Here is a 19,006-nt window from a genome sequence, read left to right as displayed (position 1 = left end):
CATGTCTGGCGGAATCTCACAGCTACACACTGCACGCCTCGACGAGGGAGAGACGACCCCTCGGTTCGTCGAGAACGGAACCGAAGAGAGCGAGACAATCATGGACGCCCTCGGCTCCGACACCGGCCGTTCGATATACCACCACGTGCAATCTGAGCCGTCGACACCCTCAGAACTCGCTTCCGTGACCGACCGCTCTATCCAGACTGTGACCTATCACATTTCGAATCTCGAATCTGCGGACCTCATCCAAGAAGTCGGAACGACCTACTCGGACCAAGGAAAGGAGATGACGATTTGGGGACCAAAGAGTGGTCCAATCGTCTTCGTCGACGACGAATCCGCGGCCAAAGAGACGCTCGCGAAGTACCTCGGCGCGATTGCGGCGCTCGGTGCCGGGAGTGTTCTCGTGCAATATCTCACCGACCGGTTCGTCGCCTCGGTCCCGAGTCAAGGAAGCGGCGTCACGCCTGCGAGTTACGGGACACCGCCAGTCGTGAACGGGGCGCTTCACTCCCTCGCGGAGGTACTGGCCACCGTCGACGTCGGCCTCGTAGTCTTCATCGTCGGTGCCACCGTCCTCGCGGCCACGTACCGAACGAGAGCGTGACGGTATCGACCGCGGTTCTACCCTCTCTTACTCCTGTGCGTCGACGACTGCGACGCCAGCCATGTTGACGATGTCTTTCACTTCGTCGCCACGCTGCAGGACGTGAACAGGCTTGTCCATGCCGACGAGCATGGGGCCGATAGCCTCTGCACCGCCGAGACGTTGGAGGAGTTTGTAGCCGATATTCCCCGCTTCGAGGTTCGGGAAGACGAGGACGTTCGCCGGACCGTTGAGGTCGGCGAAGTCGTAGGTCTCGGTCAGCATCTCCTCGACGAGCGCCGTGTCGGCCTGCATCTCACCGTCGACCGGGAAGTCCACGTCAGGGTCGTCGTGCAGAAGCTTCACGGCCTCTCTTGGTTTGCGGGTGCCTTCGTTTTCGACGCTACCGAAGTCGGAGTACGACAGCAGCGCAGCGCGAGGTTCGACGTTGAATCGGCGAGCGAGTTCCGCTGTGTGTTTCGTCACTTCCGCGAGGACGTTCTCGTCGGGGTCGAGGTTGACCGTCGCGTCGGCGCAGAAGACGACGCGGTTCTTGAACGTCAGCATGTAGACACCGGCCGCGTAGTCGGCGTCGTCTGCGGTCCCGATGATTTGCAGCGGTGGGCGAAGTGCAGACGGGTAGTGGTGGGTGAGCCCCGTCAGCATCGCGTCGGCGTCGTCCATCTCGACCATGACGCTGGCGAAGTAGTTCGGGTCCTGCCGGATGAGTTCGCTCGCCTCGGTTCGCGTGAGACCCTTGCGCTGGCGTTGTTCGTACAGGTAGTCGGCGTAGTGGTTCCACTCGCCGTCGTGGGGGTTAGCGATGATGGGGTCGAAGTCGAGTCCCAGTTCTTCGGCTTTGCGGAGGATGTGAGTCGTCCGACCGACGAGAATCGGTTCGGCGATGCCCTCTTCGAGCAGTTGACTGGCCGCGCGAATCGTCTTCTCGTCTTCGCCCTCGGCGAGCACGACGCGCTTGGGGTTCGACATCGCCTTGTTGAGGACGACGCGCATCATCTCGCGGGACTTCCCGAGACGCGCTTCTAACTCTTCGCGGTACACGTCGAGGTCGCGCTCGCGGCGTGCAGCACCGCTTTCCATCGCCGCTTTTGCCACCGCCGGTGTCACCTCGTAGAGGACGCGCTGGTCGAGGGGCTTCGGGATGAGGTAGTCAGGACCGAACTGCAACGGGTCGTCGCCGTAGGCTTTGACGACCGCGTCGGGGACGTCTTCTCTGGCGAGATTGGCGAGTGCCTCGGCGGCCGCGCGCTTCATTTCCTCGTTGATTTCAGTTGCTCGAACGTCGAGCGCGCCGCGGAAGATGAAGGGGAAGCCGAGGACGTTGTTCACCTGATTCGGGAAATCCGACCGCCCCGTCGCCATGATGACCATGTCGTCGCGGGCGTTCTTCGCCTCCTCGTAGGAGATTTCAGGGTCCGGGTTCGCCATCGCGAAGATGATTGGGTCGTCCGCCATCGACCGAACCATTTCCTGTGAGACGATGCCGCCAACAGAGAGGCCGACAAACACGTCTGCACCCGCCATCGCGTCTTCGAGGTCGCCGTCCGAGACGCCTCGGGAAAACGGTTCGGTGTACTCGTCGAGATTACCGGCTTCGGCACGGGAATCCGAAAGAATCCCGTCGATATCGCACATGGTGATGTTCTCGTGTGGGATGCCGAGTGAGACGTAGAACCGGGCAGTTGCGGTTGCCGCCGCACCCGCCCCAGCGAACGTGACCTCCAACTCTGAGAGGTCCTTGCCGACGATATCGACCGCGTTCAGGAGGGCTGCCCCGGAGATGATTGCCGTCCCGTGCTGGTCGTCGTGGAAGACGGGAATCGACATCTCCTCGCGGAGGCGCTCTTCGATTTGGAAGCACTGCGGCGCTTGGATGTCTTCGAGGTTGATGCCGCCGAACGTCGGTTCCATCGCCGCGACTGCCTGCACGAACGCCTCGGTCTCTTCGAGGTCGAGTTCGACGTCGAACACGTCGATATCTGCGAAACGCTTGAAGAGGACACCCTTGCCCTCCATGACCGGTTTCGACGCCTGCGCACCGATATCGCCGAGACCGAGCACGGCCGACCCGTTGGAGACGACGCCCACGAGGTTTTCTTTGGCGGTGTACTCGTAGGCGAGCGTTTCGTCATCTGCGATATCCCGACACGGTGCTGCGACGCCCGGCGAGTACGCGAGCGAGAGGTCTCGTTGTGTGTTCGTCGGTTTCGTCGTCGAAATCTCTAGCTTGCCCGGTGGAGACTCCCGATGGTACTCCCGTGCGTCGTCTTCCAGTGTCATTGGGTACGCTCGCCTGAGGGAGGGAGGGTAGTAGTCTCTTCGTTCGGACAGCCGAGCGGGAGTGCATAACAGGGTCCACGTGTCGAATCACAGTGATCCTCGGGGCGAACGGCGCGAGCCTCAGCGGTCCCAGTGTCGAGCGGGATATGACTGTGCTCCGCCCTGCGTGTTCCGCGAAATCACCGTCGCCGTCGCCGACGTCCGGTCATCGACCTGTTCCGTCGACTCCTCGTAGTACAGCACCGTGAGGTCCAGACAGGCGCGAAGGAGTTCGTTCGACTGTAGTCGGTACCGGTCCGTCCGCGGGCCGACCGTCGCAGGCGGGTCAGACCGAAGGTGATGCTGGTAGAACAGCACGCCACCAGAGTTCAGGGCCGCTTTGATGTCGCTCAGTCTGTCGAGTGTCTTGTAGTAGCTGATAGTGATAACGTCGTAGGTGTTGTCGGGGAACTCGTAGGTCTCCGCGTCTGCGTGAATCGTCTCGATTCGGTCCTCGACACCCGTCTCGCGGGCGCGCTCACGGACGATTCGAAGCCCTTCTTCAGAGAAGTCGAGCGCGTCCACGTCGTATCCTCGCTCGGCGAGAAACAGCGAATTGCGGCCAGTCCCGGTCGCAACGTCCAGTGCCCGTCCCGTTGGAAACGTCTCGATGTGCGCCCGCAACACTGGTGACGGGTCGGGATCGGTCGGGTACTCTCCGTCGCGGAACCGCTCGTCCCACTCCATAGTGGGTTTTCGGAGCCGACTGTGTTCAACGTCCGGGAAAAGAGGCGTACAGAAACCTACCCGCCGATTGCGGCGGCAAACGCCCAGTAGACGCCGTAGCCGATGACCACCGACGAGCCAAGCGTGAGAAGCCAAAAGGCGAGCGTGACGCCAATCTTTCGACGTGAGACACCGGCCGAACCACCGGCGAGACCACCGCCAATGACGCCGGAGATGATGATGTTGTTGAAGGAAATCGGAATCCCCAGCCCGATTGCGACCTGCGCGATGATGAATCCGGGGACGAGTGCCGCAATCGAGCGTCGGGCACCGAGTTGAGCGTACTCCCGCGCCGTCGCCTGCAAGAGACGGGTCGAACCCATCCACGCCCCAGCGAGAATTCCGATAGCGCCGACGCCGAGCAGGACGAAGGACGGTAATCCGAGTTCGGTTCCGTAGAGTGTTTCGAGCGGTCCCGTCGCCAACCCAACCTGGCTGCCACCACTAGAGAACGCGACGACGCTCCCGAGACCGATGAGGAACGTTCGAACGCCCCCCTCGACAGACTGCTGGGTTCGACGGCGGATAAACTGGAAACTCACTGCTGCCAGTCCGAGTGTCACCGCGGCAGCGACGGCGTCGGAGGGCACGAGACCAGAGAGAATCTGTACGTCAGTCACCGTCCGGGCAATGAAGCCCGACAGCGACCCCTGTTCGGAACCGGGTGCCGACGGGATAACACCGAGCCTAACGTTCGCGAGGATGCCACCAACGACGGCCGCAAGAATCGGCACACTCACCGTTTCAGGGATGTCGTCTCGGCGGAGGAGTGTCGCAGTCACGTACGCCAGCGTCCCGGAGACCGGCGGCACCAACACCCAGAACGTCCCGATGCGCCGATAGGTGTCGAAGACGGGGTCGCCTCCCAGAGAGAGGCCGACACCAATCATCGCACCCGTCGTTGCGAACGCCGCCGGAACCGGGTATCCGGAGTAGATACCGAACGCCATAAATGTCGCAGCGGTCAGCAAGCCCGCTGTCGCCGCGAGCGACGTGATGGCGACGCCGTCTATCAGGCCGACACCGACCGTCTCAGAGATGCTCCCACCCTGCGTGAGCGCGCCCAGCATCGCGAGGATGCCAATCATGAAGGCGGCACGCATCGTCGAAATCGCGTTGGCACCGATAGCCGGGGCGAACGGGGGTGAATTGCTGTTTGCACCAAGCGTCCACGCGGTAGCGACACCTGTCGCAGTCGCCATCGCAACCAGAATCCAGAAGCCAGCGTCCATCACCGTCGGAGCAACTCACCGAGTCGTTGGAGTGGCGTTCTGACGACGCCGGCATCTCGTGCGAGAATGACCGTCGTGTCGGTTCGTGCGATGACCTGCTTGGCGACCGACCCGATGAGTCGCCGTCGGAGCGGCCCCTTTCGAGTCGCCCCCAAGACGACGATGTCGTGGGCGTCCGACTCCTCGATAATCGCCGTCGTCGCATCGTCTGTCGCCTCGATTTTCGTCTCGATAGGACCGCCGAAGGGCGGTGTCATCTTCACCGTATCGCTCGCCGCCTCGACAAATTCGCTGGCACCGTCCGTGCCAAACGACGGTGTCGCGACCGAGTAGATAAGAATCCGGGCGTCGTTGCGGTCGGCGATAGCGCTGGCGACTGCCGCTGCGGCCTCCACGTGAGGGCCACCAGCGACTGGCAGGAGTATCGAATCGACGCCGTTTGCTTCCTGTCCAATTCGTTCGACGTACACGTCACAGGGAGCGTTCTCGATGAGTTTGTCTACAGTCGTCCCGAAGACTGCGTCCGACCGCCGCGAGAGGCCAGCCCATCCGACCACGAGGGCCGACGGCGCTGTCTCTCCGACGGCCTTCAACACCCCACTCGCAACCGACCGAGCGACGACGACGTCGCGTTCGACGACGACACCCTCAGGCGGTTCCGCCTTCGCGAGGAGTTCCCGCGAGTCACCAGAGAAATTACGGACAATGGTCTCGTCGTCGAACACGCCGAACGGAGAGTCGTACGGCTTGACGAGAACTGTGACGAGTCGTACGGCTCCCGACCGCACCCGCGCGAGGTCACCCGCCGTACGAACCAGTTGCTGGACGTGGTTCGGGTCTTCGACTGCGACGAGGACAGGCCCGTCAGTGTTCGAGTGCTCCATCATTCGAAATTTGTGACAACGTACCAAAAGACTTCGCGCGGTGAGTGGCTCGACTACGACAGCGTGACGAGCACAGTTCCGAGGGCGAGAGAGACGATGCCGATAGAGAGACCGACGACCGACGTCGACGCCATCCGGTAGACACTTCGAATCGGCGAGAAGGACGACACGACGACCGGAGAGATTGTTGCGTCCGCGTCGTCGGAAACACGGCCGACTACGGTTACGCTGTCGCCCGGCACGACTCGCTCTTCGGTGTACCTGCGTGCACCGAGCCCGATGACCGACCACAGACGGCGAACGACACGAGGTGGAGTCCGCCACCACGTCGAAGCGGCCACAGCGTCCGTCTCACGTTCGAACGACGCGACGTGGTCAGGTGGTGACTCGGTCGGGCCTATTGTCTCGACCACGTCGGTCGAAGTGGTTACGGTCCGAGGAGGTGACCCGACCGAAACACGCTGTGACCCCGTATCGATGGTAAACGGAACAGACGCCGAGTTGGTGAAGATGGTAACGAACCACGGCACCACTATCGGAGAGAGCCGGCGTTCTGCAATCTCGTATCGAACTGCCAGCGACGGCCGCTCACTAAATGGTGCGACGAGTGCTTTATCTCCAGTTTGGGCCGCAGTGCCGGTTACTTTGACCACGTCGCCGGCGTGCTGTGACCCAACTTCTGATACCGCATCGGCCCGGACGACAGAGAGAGTTCGCCAGACGTACCGGCCACTGACGAGCACGACGAACCCGCCCACGACGAGGAACCCCACACCGAACAGCAGGGTTCCGGTGGCCGCCGATTGAAGCGAACTCACCACTGATAGACTCATCCAACGGAACATGTATCAAGTGAATAACATTCCATCCTGAAATACGGTCTGGTCGAGCGGCGGAATCCGACACCCGTCCGACGAAAGTCCTTACGTGCCACCGGTACAACAGCTATCTATGTTCGACAAAATCCTCCTCCCAATCGACGACAGCGCGGAGAAGAGTCACGTCCTCCACCACGTGAGTGAAATCTCCCACTGGGCGGACGCAACTGTCCGACTGCTGTACGTCGCGGACACGACCCGCGATAGCGTCACTGTCGTCAACCGCGGTGTCGTCGACGCCCTCGAAGAGAAAGGCGCAGACATCGTCGAGGAGGCGACGAAAACGTTCGACACACTCGGTGTCGAGTGCGAGACGGACGTCGTCCAGGGGAACCCAGCACCCACAATCGTCGAGTACGCAGACGAGTACGACTTCGACCTCATCGTGATGCCGACACACGGCCGGCAGGGACTCGCTCGAAGCGTCTACGGGAGCGTCACCGAGAAGGTGGTTCGGTTGTCCGACCGCCCCGTTTTGGCCGCCCGGATGGACCCAGACGACACGCTGAAATTCCCGTACGAGCGCATCCTCCTCCCAACAGACGGGAGTGAGGCGTCGAAGCGGGCGGCCGAGTACGGACTCGACCTCGCGGCGGCGCTGGATGCGAAAGCCGACATCCTCTCGGTCGTCGACGACTCGTCGCTCGGCCCCGATATTCGGTCGATGGTGACGAGCAGCGAGGCCGAACAGGGCGCGAACAAAGCAATCGAGGCAGTCGCCTCAGAAGCGAACGAGCGAGGGGTGACGGATGTCGGCAAACACGTCGTACACGGAAAACCGTCCGCCGCGATTCAGGAGTTCGTCGAAGAGAACGACGTCCACGCGGTGGTCCTCGGGACGACCGGAAAGAGTGGTGTCGACCGCATTCTGCTGGGAAGCGTTGCCGAAGAAACCGTCCGAACCGCACCGGTTCCGGTCATCACCGTCTCTAACCGGCAACCGTAGCCGAGCGCTCACATATTTCGCGCGATGTATTCGTCGATTTTTTCGACGAGGTCAGGCCTGAACGTCCAGTATCCTTCCCACCGCCTCGGCTCGGTCTCCAAAGCGAGTAGCGCGACGGGTGCGCCAACCTCGTGGTCGCCAGAGCGAGCATCGTCGGTAGGCGCAGGCGCGTCGCCGAGTGACGAGGAGACAGTATCAGCGTCACTGTCACCCGCACCGTCGGGCGGCGTGTAGACGACGAACCACGAATTGCGGAAGTCTTCTGTGTACCCACCGTGGTTTACGAGTCCGAATTCGAGCGGGGGTTGCCAATCTGGAATCCCATACACGTGCGTCTGCACGTCGGTCGCGGCGATGCTCTCGTACACCGTCCGCGTTCCGCGCTCGTCGTTGATTCGGGAGAGTCGCTGGAACGACGACCGCAGACGGCCTGCACCCGAACGCCACGCGTGGCGCTCGATATAGCGTGAGATAGCTATCAAGAGGAGCTTCTCTTTGTCCGACTCCGGATACCCCCGAAGCGAGAACGGGACGTCGTCTAGTTGCGTCAACACCGACGGGAGCTCGAAGTTCGCGAGGTCGGACTGACCCGTGATGTAGAGGTCGGAATTGACCATCAGAATCGAGTTCATGAACTCTTCGAGCGGGGACGTCGCGATGACCTCGACGCCGTCTTCGGTCTCCTCGCTGAGGACGAGCATGTCGGTGTCACTCTCTGGGGCGTCCTCCTCGTCGATAGAGACCGGCTGACCGTCGAACGTCGTTTCGAGCATCCGCTGTATCGGTTTCGGTGCCGAGCGATTGACGACGGTCAGCGACCGTGGCGGCGCGTCGATTTCGTGTAAGAAAGCATCCAGAGTCATCGATTCAGTTTCAATTACTCATTGTAACTCGGCAGTGAACAAATCAGTTTCCCTGATGGTATCGCTGCTGATACTCAACTCGCCACTTGAGGTGCCACAGCAGCGGACGAGTAGCACAGAAGCCGGACTGACCGACCCTCAGTATTCAGTTCCCTTGCGGGCGCGCTGTCCGTCATCGATTGGGTGTTTCATCTTGCGGACGTTCGTCACGAGGTCGGCCGCGTCGAGAATGTAGTCGGGTTCGTCGTGGCTCCCCGTCAACACGAGTTCGAGGCCATCCGGTTTGCGGTCGATGAGGTCCAAGACGTCCGACTCCGAGAGCAACCCCATCGCGACGGCGTACAAAATCTCGTCGATGATAAGCAAGTGGACACCATCTTCGGGCGGCCCATCCAGTGGAAGCGGTGATTCGAGGTCGGCGGCGTCGGCCGCGTCGAGCAGTTCGCGCGCTCTATCGAGTCCGGCGTCAGCCTGCTTTTGATGGTCTGCGTCGTCGCTTCCGTCGCGCATTCCCGCCCAGCCGTAGTGGCCGAGGTTCTCGTACGAAAACCCCGGCATCGCCGCGATGGCGTTGTACTCGCCGCGCACCGCCTCGACCGAGTCTGCTCCGCCCTTCATGAACTGAAGCATGTGGACGCGGTAACCGTGTCCGGCAGCACGGAATCCCATCCCCATCGCGGCAGTCGTCTTCCCTTTCCCGTCGCCCCACCAGACCTGAACGAGTCCAAATTCGTCTGGTGCTGCGGGGTCGATTGCTTCGGCCTCGGGTCGAATCCCTCTGCCGGGCGTGTTCGCTCTCGTCGACTCGGAGTCTGTGTCGTCGATGTTCGTCATACGTATTGTGGTCGCGGGGTGCAAACCGACCGCCACCGTAAAGAGCAAATCCATTTTCAGTAGGTAAATTTCTATTGGACATAGGAGACTGAGTCCGTCGAGTGTGAAACTATTTCTCTGTCGGATTCGTTTCTTCTCACGAACGATAGCCGTGACAAAACCCACCCATCAAGCGGGCGTCGAAAAGATCGAACGCGGTATCAGATACGCTATCGTCGCGGTGTTCCTCGTCGGACTCCGGCGGCGTAAGTTAGCCGCGGTCGTCAACGCTGTCATCTCGCTCGCGGGGACGTTCGTCCCATCCGCGGTCGAACGCCTGTGTGGCGTCGAGTTCCGTCCGTGGCAACGCGTGTACATCGAGTCGGCGATGTTCACCCACTCGGTCGGGATGCTCGGCCCGTACGACGACGTCTGGTGGTGGGACCACCTGACGCACACACATTCGGCGTCGATTCTCGCCGGGGTCGTCCACGTCGTCGCACGTCGTCGCGGACGCGACCCCAACACTCGGGTTCTCGCAGTCGTCGTCTGTCTGGGACTCCTCTGGGAACTCGTCGAACTCGCCATCCACACCGGAGCGGACCGACTCGATATCGACCCAGTTCTCGTCTCGTACGGTCACGAAGACACCGCGTGGGACCTCGTGTTCAACCTCCTGGGTGCGTTTTTAGTCCTCGTGTTCGGTGACCACTTCCTCGACAACCTCGCGTCCGCAACCGAGTGACACGCGTGACAAACACGCGACAGACCGGTGACGAATACGCGACAGAACGCTGTCTTTCGATGCCACCGTTTATCCGTCCCCAGAAACGAATGGCACTATGACGATTGCTACTGGCGACTCAGTTTCGCTCGAGTACGTTGGCCGACTGACTGACGGAACGCTGTTCGACACCTCTCGCCCAGACGTTGCCGAAGAGTCCGGCCTCGCGGAACAGCAGCCCGACCGAGAGTACGAACCGCTGACAGTCGAAGTCGGCTCTGGAGCGGTCATCGAGGGTCTCGACGAGGCACTCGTCGGCATGGAAGTCGGCGACGAGGAAACCATCGAGATTCCGCCGGAGAAGGCCTACGGACAGCCGTCCGAGGACATGATTCAGGAACACGACACCGAAGAGCTGCGTCAGGTCCTCGGCGACGACCCCGAAGCCGGCATGTACGTCCAGACCCAGCAGGGCGGACTTGGCGAAATCGTCCACGCTGACGACGACGTCGTCCGCATCGACTTCAACCACGAACTCGCAGGCAAGACGCTCGAGTTCGAAGTCGAAATTATCGACGTCAACTAACGCGTCGCCGCTGACAGAGACGGCTGTCGTCACGTTCGGTTTCGTCACCCGGTTGTGACACGTCCGATTACGTCAACCGGGTGCGTCATACTCGGTGACGACACGCCCGAATCGATTTCTACGCGACCCGATTCACTCGTCCAGCGGCGGGTGTTCGTCCAGACACGCCGCAACGTCCTCGGCTGCCGCGCGCTTTGCTTCGAGTTCTTCTTCCACAGCGCCGCGTTTGAGTCGCGCTCGTTGCTCGTCGGTGAGCACCTCTCTGGCGACCGCCGCATCGCGAAGGCGGTCGTAGTCGTCTCGCTCAGTGAGTGCGCGAACGGCCCGCGCCAGTGCGACTGTCTCTTCGTCCGCGAATCGGCCGACGGCGGCGACGAGTTCGCGCATCCGCCAGCGGAGTTCCGACGCCGGTTTCGGCGGCCACTCGACAGTAAGCGGGTCGGCAGAGAGAGTGGCTAAGAGTCGAGTGTGGGGGCCGACCGCTGCCTGGAACGACTGCGGGTCGGACACGTAGTGGTCGAGTTTCGACCGTGAGTACTCGGCGTACTCGACGAGAACCGAGACCGGTTCCGTCCCGACGCTCGCAGTGTGCAGATAGTCTCGGAGCGGTGCTGGAGGCGCTGGTAACTCGACGAGGGGGTAGGCTGTCGCCGTCTCCAGGAATTCGAGGACGTCCCGTGCCGACGCGTCCCTGAGAAACCGGTTGAACGCGTCGGTGACGGCGTCGTTGTACGACTCGATAGGCACGCGAATGTCCTGCGTCGGTGCATCGAGGTCTGCCGCACCGAGTTCTCGCACGCGTTCGAGTTCTTCGACTCGGTCTCGTAACTCCGCCTCGTGGCGTTCGGCCTCGTGGCGTGCAGACCGGTAGTCGTCGCGGGCGGACTGCCACGCGTCCAGTAACGACGCGTCGTTTCGGACTGGGTCGAGTGCCGCACGCGCACGGTCGACATCGGATGTCGAGAGTGTCGAGGTGACGCCAGTCGTCAGTGCGTCGTTGGCATCTACGAAGGCCTCACTGTGACGAATGTCGGCATCGAGTGCTTCGAGAACCTCGGTGAGTCGCTCCCGAAACTCGATGTACCCTTCCAAGTCGTCTCGGTCCGTGATTCGCTCTTCGTACCGGTCGAGTAGCGTTTCGACGTCGCGGTAGGCATCTGCGACCGTGCGAAGCGTTTCGAGGCCGATGTCGTCGACCTGTTCGCGTTTCTCGCTGCGGCGCTCTGCAGCACGTCGAAGTGACGCGATTGGGTCGTCGGGGTCGCTCACGGCGACACCGTCCAGAAGCAAGCGTTTCGGTGTCGGTTAGCGGGAACCATCGTGTGAGACGTAACCCCGGGGGAGAAAAAATGCTACTGGGATGGAGCGTCCACGTGACGGGACACCACTGGTTGGACTTAGAGCGCGACGGTCACGGAGTCGTCGGCCCCAGACAGTCCCGAAATCGAGAGCGTCGCTTCGCGACTTCCCGTCTTTTCGACGTCGATGTGGACTTTGAACGAGGTCTTCATCCCGGCGACGATACTCTGCATGTTCGCGCCGATGTCGGCACTCGTGTCGATTGCGCAGACGCCGAGTCCGTCACCGCGACGGAGTTCAGACAGGAAATTCGAGTTCAAGAGGCGGTAGACCGACCGAACGTCCTCAACTTCGCTGCAGATAGTCGAACAGAGGTAGATACCACACCGGAACCGCGGTTCCTGTTGTTGGGACTCGGCCAGCACCGACGAGAGCGTCATCCCGAGCATAGTCAGGTCACTCAAGTCAGAGATAGTCTCGACGCTGTCGTCTCGGTCGGACCCCGCGGCGGCCAGCACGGACGACCGAGACTTCGAACCGCGGGAGACCCGGTCGAGTGAGCGCAGCGTCGAGCGACCGCTTTCGTCGGTTGAGACGATGACGCCCCGCTCGTCCGCTTGCGGTGCAGAGAGTTTGTAGAAGACTGATTCGAGGGCGTCGGCGTCCTCACCCGTGAGCAGAATGCTCGTCCCCTTTTGTATCGGGTCGAGTGGAAGTGCCTCGGTAGCGAACGTTTCCTCGGACGAGATACTCATTGTGCCACCTCCAGGGAACGGGCCTCAAGAAGTGACTGCCGGAGTTGAAGAATCTCCATCGCCGTCTCGGCGAACTGTTCGAGTTCGCGTTGCTGTGCGTCCGAGTAGGACCGAACCTCGTGGTCGATGAGACACACCTGACCGATGACGTGACCGTCAGGCGTGGTCATGTTCGCCCCCGCGTAGGAGACGATACCGAGGTTCGATAACTGCTGGTTCTCGCTAAAGCGCTTGTCTTCACGGATATCTTCGACGACCATCACATCTTCTTGGAGCATACTGTGGGTGCAAATCGTGTTTTCGCGGGTGAGACTATCCCAGTCGCCGCCGTGGCACGCGAGGAAGTTCTCTTCGTCTTCTTCGAGCAGTCCGATAAACGAGATTGCGGCGTCGAAGTGGCTGGCAATGAGGTCCGTCAGTCGGTCGAAACTCTCCTGAACGGGGAGTTCGTCCACGTCGTACCGCGAAAGCGCGTCGAGACGCTCCTGTTCGTCGTCAGGTTTCAGGAACCCGACTTGCGCGCTGTGATTGATGACGTCGTCGGCGATGAAGGCGAGTCGGTCGTGGGCATCCGGCAGGCCTCGGTTGACGTACTCGATAATTACCTCCTCGAACGAGTCGGTCTCGACTTCGTTCGGAGAAACGTCGGTAAAGAGAATACAGGGGGTTTGCGGGGCGGTCTCTCGAATCGCTCGCACGACGTCGAGGCCACTCCCGTCAGCAAGTTCGTATTCGGTGACGACACAGACGATTGCCTGCTCGTCGAGGGCGGTCCGCGCCTCCTCCACAGTCGTCGCTTGAACTGCAGTCATCGTCTCCTCGGAATCGAGCGCGTCCGCAACTGCGCCGACCCGGTCGTCGGTATCGACGCACAATATCTTTCGACTCATCGATTAGACGCAAGGAGTGTTCATGCAAGGTAGGACACCCTAATTATACAAAATGAGTCCCAGATGACAATGATTTATAGTTCGACATTTTGGGCCATAAACTCCACTTACAGCCAGTTTAGAGCCTCTAAACTACTCTTAGCTTGTGCGTTCCAATATCAAAATCAATAATTAGAATCCCGGTATCGAACCCAGTATCTCGACCGCGAGCACGAGACTGACCCCACCCAAGGCTTTTCGTGTGATTCGCCGTACGGAAAGACGACTATGAGCGTTCCCGAAGATGTCGAACTCGACTTCGTCCCACTTGGAGAGACTGGGTTGCAGACGAGCGAACTCCAGTTCGGCACGTGGCGATTCGGCAAAGAGACCGAGGAAGGAAACGTCGAAATCGACCAGAAGCGCGCACACGAGCTTCTCGACACCTACGAGGAGGCTGGGGGACGCTTCATCGACACCGCAGACGTGTACGGCGGCGGCGAGAGCGAGCGCTGGATTGGCGACTGGCTCTCCGAGCGCGACCGAGAACGGTACACCATCGCGTCGAAGATTTACTGGCAAATTCGCACTGGCGACCCGAACAGTCGTGGGACGAACCGCAAGAACGTTCGAGACCGAATCGACGCCCTGCTCGACCGACTCGGCACCGACTACGTGGACGTCCTGTACATCCACCGTTGGGACGACGACACGCCGACACGCGAGATGATGAAGACGCTCAACGGCCTTGTCGAAGACGGCAAGGTCCACTACCTCGGCGCGTCGACGCTTCGTCCGAACGCGTGGAAGGTCGCGAAGGCGAACGAAATCGCTCACACGATGGGCTGGGAACCGTTTACCGTCACGCAACCGCGCTACAACCTCGTCGACCGTGAGGTCGAAGGCGACTACTTGGAGATGACTCGCTCCTACGGGATGGCAGTCTGTCCATGGAGCCCGCTGGGACAGGGCTTTCTCACCGGCAAGTACACGCGCGACGAGGGACTCACGGGAGAGTCGCGAGCCGTCGAATCGAGCCACTTCGAGAGCACCTACCTGACCGAGGAGAACTTCGACGTCCACGACGAACTCGACGCAGTCGCCGACGAAGTCGGGGCGACACCGGCTCAGACCGCGCTTGCGTGGCTGATGCACCGCGACGGCGTGACTGCGCCAATCGTGGGCGCGCGAACGACTAAGCAACTCTCTGAGAACCTCGCTGCCGCCTCTATCGGCCTCTCTGCCGAACAAGTCGCACGTCTGACCGAGGCGAAGGGCGGCCCGTACTCGAGTCTGTGAAGAATCGAGGACGCTGTCCGAGGTCACCCCCAAAACGTGGGGTTCGACACCAAGCACAGGAAATGAAGGACCGATTCGCCAGCGAGTCAGAGTCCTCGAAGCGTGTTAATCACGTCGGCTGGTAAATACAGAAATTCGGCACTAGCGGGCCGAAAGCGGCCTTTTGACTCCCCGAGCGAATTCCACGGAGACGGGATAACCATCACCAATAGCCATGCAAGACACATAAAGGACTGTCCACTGGGAGACTCCACGACTATGCAATATATTCACAAACATAAGTCCGATGGCAACAGAACAAGACCGGACGTGGACCGTAGACACCGAACCACGCGACAAGAGCATCGAGGACATCGACCTCCACGAGATTCGTGGGCAACCCGTGGTGAAGTTCGTCACCGCGTTCCTCATCGGGGCCGTGTTCTTCCTCGTTCCAGTCCCGTACAACGGGGAACTCACCGTTCCGTTCGACATCGTGGTCAGTACGATTACGGGGACGTTCCCCAACGCCGTCGGCGTCTATGCACTCAGCATCATCGTCGCTGGGGGCGTGTTGACCACGTTGGCAACAGTCGGTGACGGAGAGTTCGCGGGGTACGACCTCTCGTACTTCGAAACGTCGACCGCGTTCTGGCTCCTCAGATTGGCCGGTATCGTCGTCGCACCACTCATGTTCTTCAAACTCGGCCCGGCGTGGCTTCACACTCCCGGGACGGGCGGGTTGATGTGGGGAACGCTCGTGTACAGCGTGGGCGTCATCATCCCTATCGGCGCGGTGTTCATCACTATCTTCGTCGAGTTGGGCGGCCTCGAATTTGTCGGGACACTCGCCCGTCCAATAATGCGCCCGCTTTTCAAAATCCCCGGTCGGGCCGCCCTCGACAGCCTCGCCTCGTGGGTCGGGTCGTACAGCGTCGGCCTGTACGTCACCCGTAACGTGTTCGAGCAGGGCGGCTACAACAAACGCGACGTGTTCACCATCGCGACCTGTTTCTCGACGGTGAGCATCGGATTCGTCGGCGTCGTCGCAGCGACGCTCGACATCTTGCAGTTGTTCCCCGTCGTGTTCGGCGCGTACTTCCTCTGTGTTATCATCACCGCCGCGATTCTGGTTCGGGTTCCGCCCATCTCGACGACGCCGCAAGAGTACATCACCGAGCCAGACCCGGAGACGGCCTTTTCGGGGTCGCTGAGCGAATACATCCGTCTGGCCCTCTCTGAAGCCGTCCAGAAAGCAGATGAAGGCGAGTCGTTCCTCGAAGCCGCGAAGCGCGGGTTCGTCGACGGGCTGAAGCTTACGATGCTCATCCTCGGAACGATTCTGACTGTCGGCCTCGCAGCGACGTTGTTGTCGGCGAACACGCCGATATTCGATATCCTCGGGAAGCCGCTGACGCCCGTCATCGCCGCACTCGGGATTCCGAACGCCGAGACCGTCGCGCCCGCGACTATCGTCGGCATCACCGAGATGTACGTCCCGGTCCTCCTCGTCACCGAGACCGCGCTGAAGGCCAAGTTCTTCATCGCCGTCCTGGCCGTCTCGCAACTCATCTTCTTCTCCAGCGTCGGCCCGATGACGATGGACATGTTCAGCGACGTACCCATCCGCTTCCGCGACCTCGTCGCGATGTTCGTCATGCGGACGATTATCCTCATTCCGCTCATCGCCGGCATGACGCACGCTGCGGCAGCACTCGGTCTCCTCGGCTGACGCCGGACTCGACCCCATGAGCTGACGCCGCACCGGCGTCATCCTGACGCCACACTCACTCCGGTTTTCGCCGAGTCGTTGTCAGAGTAGGCCGACGAACGCCTCGGCCAGTTTCTGTTCCGCCCGACGGAGATGGTGTTCGAGCGTTCGGCGCTCGATACCGACTGCCTCGGCGAGTTCAGTCGTCGTCGTCTGGCGCGGAATCTCGTAGTATCCCTCCTCGTACGCGAGGGTGAACGTCTCTCGTTGCCGCGGTGAGAGCGACGGGAGAAGCGACTCCAGTGACAAGAGCGGTTGGTCCGCGAACACCTCTGTTATCGCTCGCTTCGAGTCGACGTGAACGTCGTACGACTCGGTGATGTCGGTATAAAAGCTCGTCAAGTCCTCCGACCGCGACGCGAGGACGCGGACGCGCTTGGTTCCACCTTCGTACCGAATCGGTGGGACGAGCAGGCAGTTGTTCGCCTCTAGATATGGTTCGACGTTGTGGTCGCTGTGCGTCTTCAAACACGCGCCAGTGATGATGACGCGGCCGTGTTCACCCTGTAGCTCGTTGTACACGCCGACAGTTCGTTCGATGTAGTCGAAGACCTCGTCGTCGACGTCGCCGTCGATAGAAAGCAGGTCACAGTGGCTGTTACACCAGAGTTCGATGCGAGCGTCAGACCCCGCCGTCGCCCGCTCGTACGGCGTATCGCTGTCGATTCTGAGCGTGGCTTGGTACATACTCACACTCGGTTGTTGACATATAAAATACTACCCGTACGGAGAGTGTTATTCCAGCATCACGTTCTCGGCTGATTCGGCAAGCGGTGTACTCTCTTGCGTGCCACTCTCAAGCAGTGACAATCACGTCTGCTCTTGATACGCCTGGGCTTCGTCTCGGTACACATGAGGTCGTCCGTGATTTCCGCGAACGCCCGGGCGGAGCGCACCTTCCCAGCGTACGGGCCTATCGACGCTATTCTGGGCTTCGTCGTCTTTTACATCTTTCTCACGCGAGCAACGCCGACCATCGTGGACGTGCTGACGACGGTGCTACCAGACGTGTCTGCGTCGGCGATTCAGTTCGGGCTCGCAGCGTTTCTCTGGTTCGTCTTCTTGGTGACCACGTTCGACCAACTTCGACGTCAGTTTGCAGCGCTCGGCGTGGAGTCGAAAGCAGACATCCAAGAGAGTAGGCGGAATCGCGGCGTTCCGTCCACAGAACGAGTGATGCTGTATCTCGTCGCACTGCTCGTCGGGGGCCTCGTTTCGATGTGGACGTTCGACAGCGCTATCGACGCGGGAATCTCGATGATTCGGGTCGTTGTAACCCTCGATATCGAAGCATTCCCAGTCGTCGGGTTCGTCGCCATGGTTGTCTTTTTCGTCTCGTTCGGTGTGGCGACCCACGTCCTCGACCGAGTGGTAATTGGAGCACTACGAGCGATAACTACCTCGTGAGTATCGGCGATCGAAAAAATCTGAGTCGCGCCTCGGTACCGACCTACTTCGGTGGTCGAAGCCGGTAGTACCGACGGTTGAGGTCGTACATGTACCCCTCTTGCATCGTCTTCAGGACCGCATACGTGACGACGCCGGCCACGAGCGGGAGGAGGAACGTCAGGTCGAAAAGCAGGTCGACGTTCATCGGGATGAGGTTCTTCGCCGAGTAGATGCTGATGGTGAGCGCGAAGATGACACCTCCAACGCCGATAGACGCCCAGAACGGTTCTTCGACCGGTCGGCGCGCGCTTCCTTTGTTGAGGAAGGGGACGATTGCAATTGCACCGACGACGACACCGTTCGCGAGGACGCCGTACGCTCGGTCACCCAGCAGCTTTTGGCCGCCAAGCACGGCAATTTCGGGGTTCAGCGGACCGAGCTTCAGCAGCCCGAACGACCAATAGAGGTACCAGTCGGGCAGGATAATCGACGGCGTCTGACTCGGATTCGCCGGTGCACCGATGTGCGGCGGCATCGTTGCCGCAAGAAACAGCACCATGCCGACGAAGAACGACGCAATCGACAAGTTGCGGACGAGTTCGTGTGGCCACGTCGGGAACCCGAGGACGTCGCGCTCGACGTAATCGGATTCCATGCGGAGGTCCTGGTCTTCTCTTCGGGACCGTTCGAAGTACTCGTAGGTCAGTCGTGAGAGGCCGGTCGAGCGCTCTTTTCGCTCGTGCCACGCCGGGGTTTCGTTGTCCGGCGCGACGACCCCCGTCCCGTCAGTTCGGATTTCCTCGTCGACGGATTGGTCTTCCTGACTCATGTTTACTCGGGAACCTGTTTGGAGGTAGAGAATCACGTGTAAAATAGCTGTTCGTTACGCCGAAGCAGAAAATCACAAGTTCCTGAATACATCTGCGATACGAGTCGGTGCCTAGTTTCTCATGGTGTACTCGATCGATTCTAGCGAGGCCACTAGTCAATCCCTCCCACATAGTTCACCAAAACCACAGCATATTTATTTTATCTTAAAATAAATATCCATTCCTTAGCGCTCT

The 19,006-nt window shown here is 60.6% G+C and carries 19 protein-coding genes; 7 read left to right on the top strand and 12 right to left on the bottom strand.

Features of this window, described 5'->3' with window-relative positions; genetic code table 11:
* Window position 1 precedes the first annotated feature (1 nt).
* Window positions 2-610, top strand: coding sequence for an ArsR/SmtB family transcription factor (locus C453_RS11540; protein WP_008324685.1), 609 nt, complete (start codon window positions 2-4; stop codon window positions 608-610).
* A 27-nt stretch (window positions 611-637) separates the two neighbouring features.
* Here C453_RS11540 and C453_RS11535 read toward each other — a convergent pair whose 3' ends face one another.
* The 5 genes from C453_RS11535 to C453_RS11515 all read right to left on the bottom strand — a co-directional run bounded on the left by C453_RS11535 (window position 638) and on the right by C453_RS11515 (window position 6,589).
* Complete coding sequence (locus tag C453_RS11535) at window positions 638-2,890, bottom strand: NADP-dependent malic enzyme (RefSeq protein WP_008324684.1); 2,253 nt, start codon at window positions 2,888-2,890, stop codon at window positions 638-640.
* A 120-nt stretch (window positions 2,891-3,010) separates the two neighbouring features.
* Window positions 3,011-3,616: a class I SAM-dependent methyltransferase gene (locus C453_RS11530; RefSeq protein ID WP_008324683.1), complete on the bottom strand. Its 606-nt coding sequence runs from the start codon at window positions 3,614-3,616 to the stop codon at window positions 3,011-3,013.
* A gap of 56 nt (window positions 3,617-3,672) precedes the next feature.
* Window positions 3,673-4,887: an inorganic phosphate transporter gene (locus C453_RS11525; protein ID WP_008324682.1), complete on the bottom strand. Its 1,215-nt coding sequence runs from the start codon at window positions 4,885-4,887 to the stop codon at window positions 3,673-3,675.
* Window positions 4,887-5,771 carry a universal stress protein gene (locus C453_RS11520; RefSeq protein ID WP_008324681.1) on the bottom strand — a complete coding sequence of 295 codons (885 nt, stop codon included), beginning with the start codon at window positions 5,769-5,771 and terminating at the stop codon, window positions 4,887-4,889. The genes C453_RS11525 and C453_RS11520 overlap by 1 nt, the downstream gene beginning before the upstream one ends.
* Window positions 5,772-5,824: 53 nt before the next feature.
* Entirely contained in the window at window positions 5,825-6,589 is a 765-nt protein-coding gene (locus C453_RS11515; RefSeq protein ID WP_008324680.1) for a hypothetical protein, read from the bottom strand.
* Between the two features lie 133 nt (window positions 6,590-6,722).
* Here C453_RS11515 and C453_RS11510 point away from each other — a divergent pair, with 133 nt between their 5' ends.
* Window positions 6,723-7,595, top strand: coding sequence for a universal stress protein (locus C453_RS11510; protein ID WP_008324679.1), 873 nt, complete (start codon window positions 6,723-6,725; stop codon window positions 7,593-7,595).
* A gap of 8 nt (window positions 7,596-7,603) precedes the next feature.
* On the opposite strand, the gene C453_RS11505 is transcribed toward C453_RS11510, so the two are convergent.
* Window positions 7,604-8,458 carry a DICT sensory domain-containing protein gene (locus C453_RS11505; RefSeq protein ID WP_049907654.1) on the bottom strand — a complete coding sequence of 285 codons (855 nt, stop codon included), beginning with the start codon at window positions 8,456-8,458 and terminating at the stop codon, window positions 7,604-7,606.
* 138 nt (window positions 8,459-8,596) lie between these two features.
* Complete coding sequence (locus C453_RS11500) at window positions 8,597-9,292, bottom strand: cob(I)yrinic acid a,c-diamide adenosyltransferase (protein ID WP_008324677.1); 696 nt, start codon at window positions 9,290-9,292, stop codon at window positions 8,597-8,599.
* A gap of 151 nt (window positions 9,293-9,443) precedes the next feature.
* Between C453_RS11500 and C453_RS11495 the strand changes: the two genes are divergently transcribed.
* Together C453_RS11495 and C453_RS11490 are read left to right on the top strand one after the other, a co-directional pair.
* The gene (locus C453_RS11495; protein ID WP_049907653.1) at window positions 9,444-10,016 is read left to right on the top strand and encodes a hypothetical protein; all 573 of its coding nucleotides are present in this window, start codon (window positions 9,444-9,446) and stop codon (window positions 10,014-10,016) included.
* A 97-nt stretch (window positions 10,017-10,113) separates the two neighbouring features.
* Window positions 10,114-10,581 (top strand): FKBP-type peptidyl-prolyl cis-trans isomerase, encoded by a 468-nt coding sequence (locus tag C453_RS11490; protein ID WP_007540966.1) that lies wholly within the window; start codon window positions 10,114-10,116, stop codon window positions 10,579-10,581.
* Between the two features lie 132 nt (window positions 10,582-10,713).
* Here the strand turns inward: C453_RS11490 and C453_RS11485 are convergent, their stop codons facing one another.
* The 3 genes from C453_RS11485 to C453_RS11475 form a co-directional block, all read right to left on the bottom strand.
* Complete coding sequence (locus C453_RS11485) at window positions 10,714-11,850, bottom strand: DUF7118 family protein (protein ID WP_049907677.1); 1,137 nt, start codon at window positions 11,848-11,850, stop codon at window positions 10,714-10,716.
* A 128-nt stretch (window positions 11,851-11,978) separates the two neighbouring features.
* The gene (locus tag C453_RS11480; RefSeq protein ID WP_008324671.1) at window positions 11,979-12,635 is read right to left on the bottom strand and encodes a DUF7504 family protein; all 657 of its coding nucleotides are present in this window, start codon (window positions 12,633-12,635) and stop codon (window positions 11,979-11,981) included.
* The gene (locus C453_RS11475; RefSeq protein ID WP_008324667.1) at window positions 12,632-13,525 is read right to left on the bottom strand and encodes a GAF domain-containing protein; all 894 of its coding nucleotides are present in this window, start codon (window positions 13,523-13,525) and stop codon (window positions 12,632-12,634) included. Before C453_RS11475 ends, C453_RS11480 begins: the two co-directional genes overlap by 4 nt.
* A 267-nt stretch (window positions 13,526-13,792) precedes the next feature.
* On the opposite strand from C453_RS11475, the gene C453_RS11470 reads away from it, so the two are divergent.
* On the top strand, window positions 13,793-14,803 hold the full coding sequence (locus tag C453_RS11470) for an aldo/keto reductase (RefSeq protein WP_008324666.1): 1,011 nt from the start codon (window positions 13,793-13,795) through the stop codon (window positions 14,801-14,803).
* Window positions 14,804-15,089: 286 nt separating this feature from the next.
* Window positions 15,090-16,514, top strand: coding sequence for a YjiH family protein (locus tag C453_RS11465; RefSeq protein ID WP_008324665.1), 1,425 nt, complete (start codon window positions 15,090-15,092; stop codon window positions 16,512-16,514).
* Between the two features lie 81 nt (window positions 16,515-16,595).
* Here the strand turns inward: C453_RS11465 and C453_RS11460 are convergent, their stop codons facing one another.
* Entirely contained in the window at window positions 16,596-17,240 is a 645-nt protein-coding gene (locus tag C453_RS11460) for a helix-turn-helix domain-containing protein (RefSeq protein ID WP_008324664.1), read from the bottom strand.
* 177 nt (window positions 17,241-17,417) lie between these two features.
* Here C453_RS11460 and C453_RS11455 point away from each other — a divergent pair, with 177 nt between their 5' ends.
* The gene (locus C453_RS11455; RefSeq protein ID WP_008324660.1) at window positions 17,418-17,960 is read left to right on the top strand and encodes a hypothetical protein; all 543 of its coding nucleotides are present in this window, start codon (window positions 17,418-17,420) and stop codon (window positions 17,958-17,960) included.
* Between the two features lie 43 nt (window positions 17,961-18,003).
* Here the strand turns inward: C453_RS11455 and C453_RS11450 are convergent, their stop codons facing one another.
* A complete protein-coding gene (locus tag C453_RS11450; RefSeq protein ID WP_008324659.1) occupies window positions 18,004-18,771 on the bottom strand; it encodes a cytochrome b family protein in 768 nt (255 codons plus the stop codon).
* Window positions 18,772-19,006: the final 235 nt, after the last annotated feature.

This window comes from Haloferax elongans ATCC BAA-1513 (assembly GCF_000336755.1).
Lineage (GTDB): Archaea > Halobacteriota > Halobacteria > Halobacteriales > Haloferacaceae > Haloferax > Haloferax elongans.
Note: the sequence above shows the minus strand (reverse complement) of the source record. Positions and strands in the feature narration are given on the sequence as shown.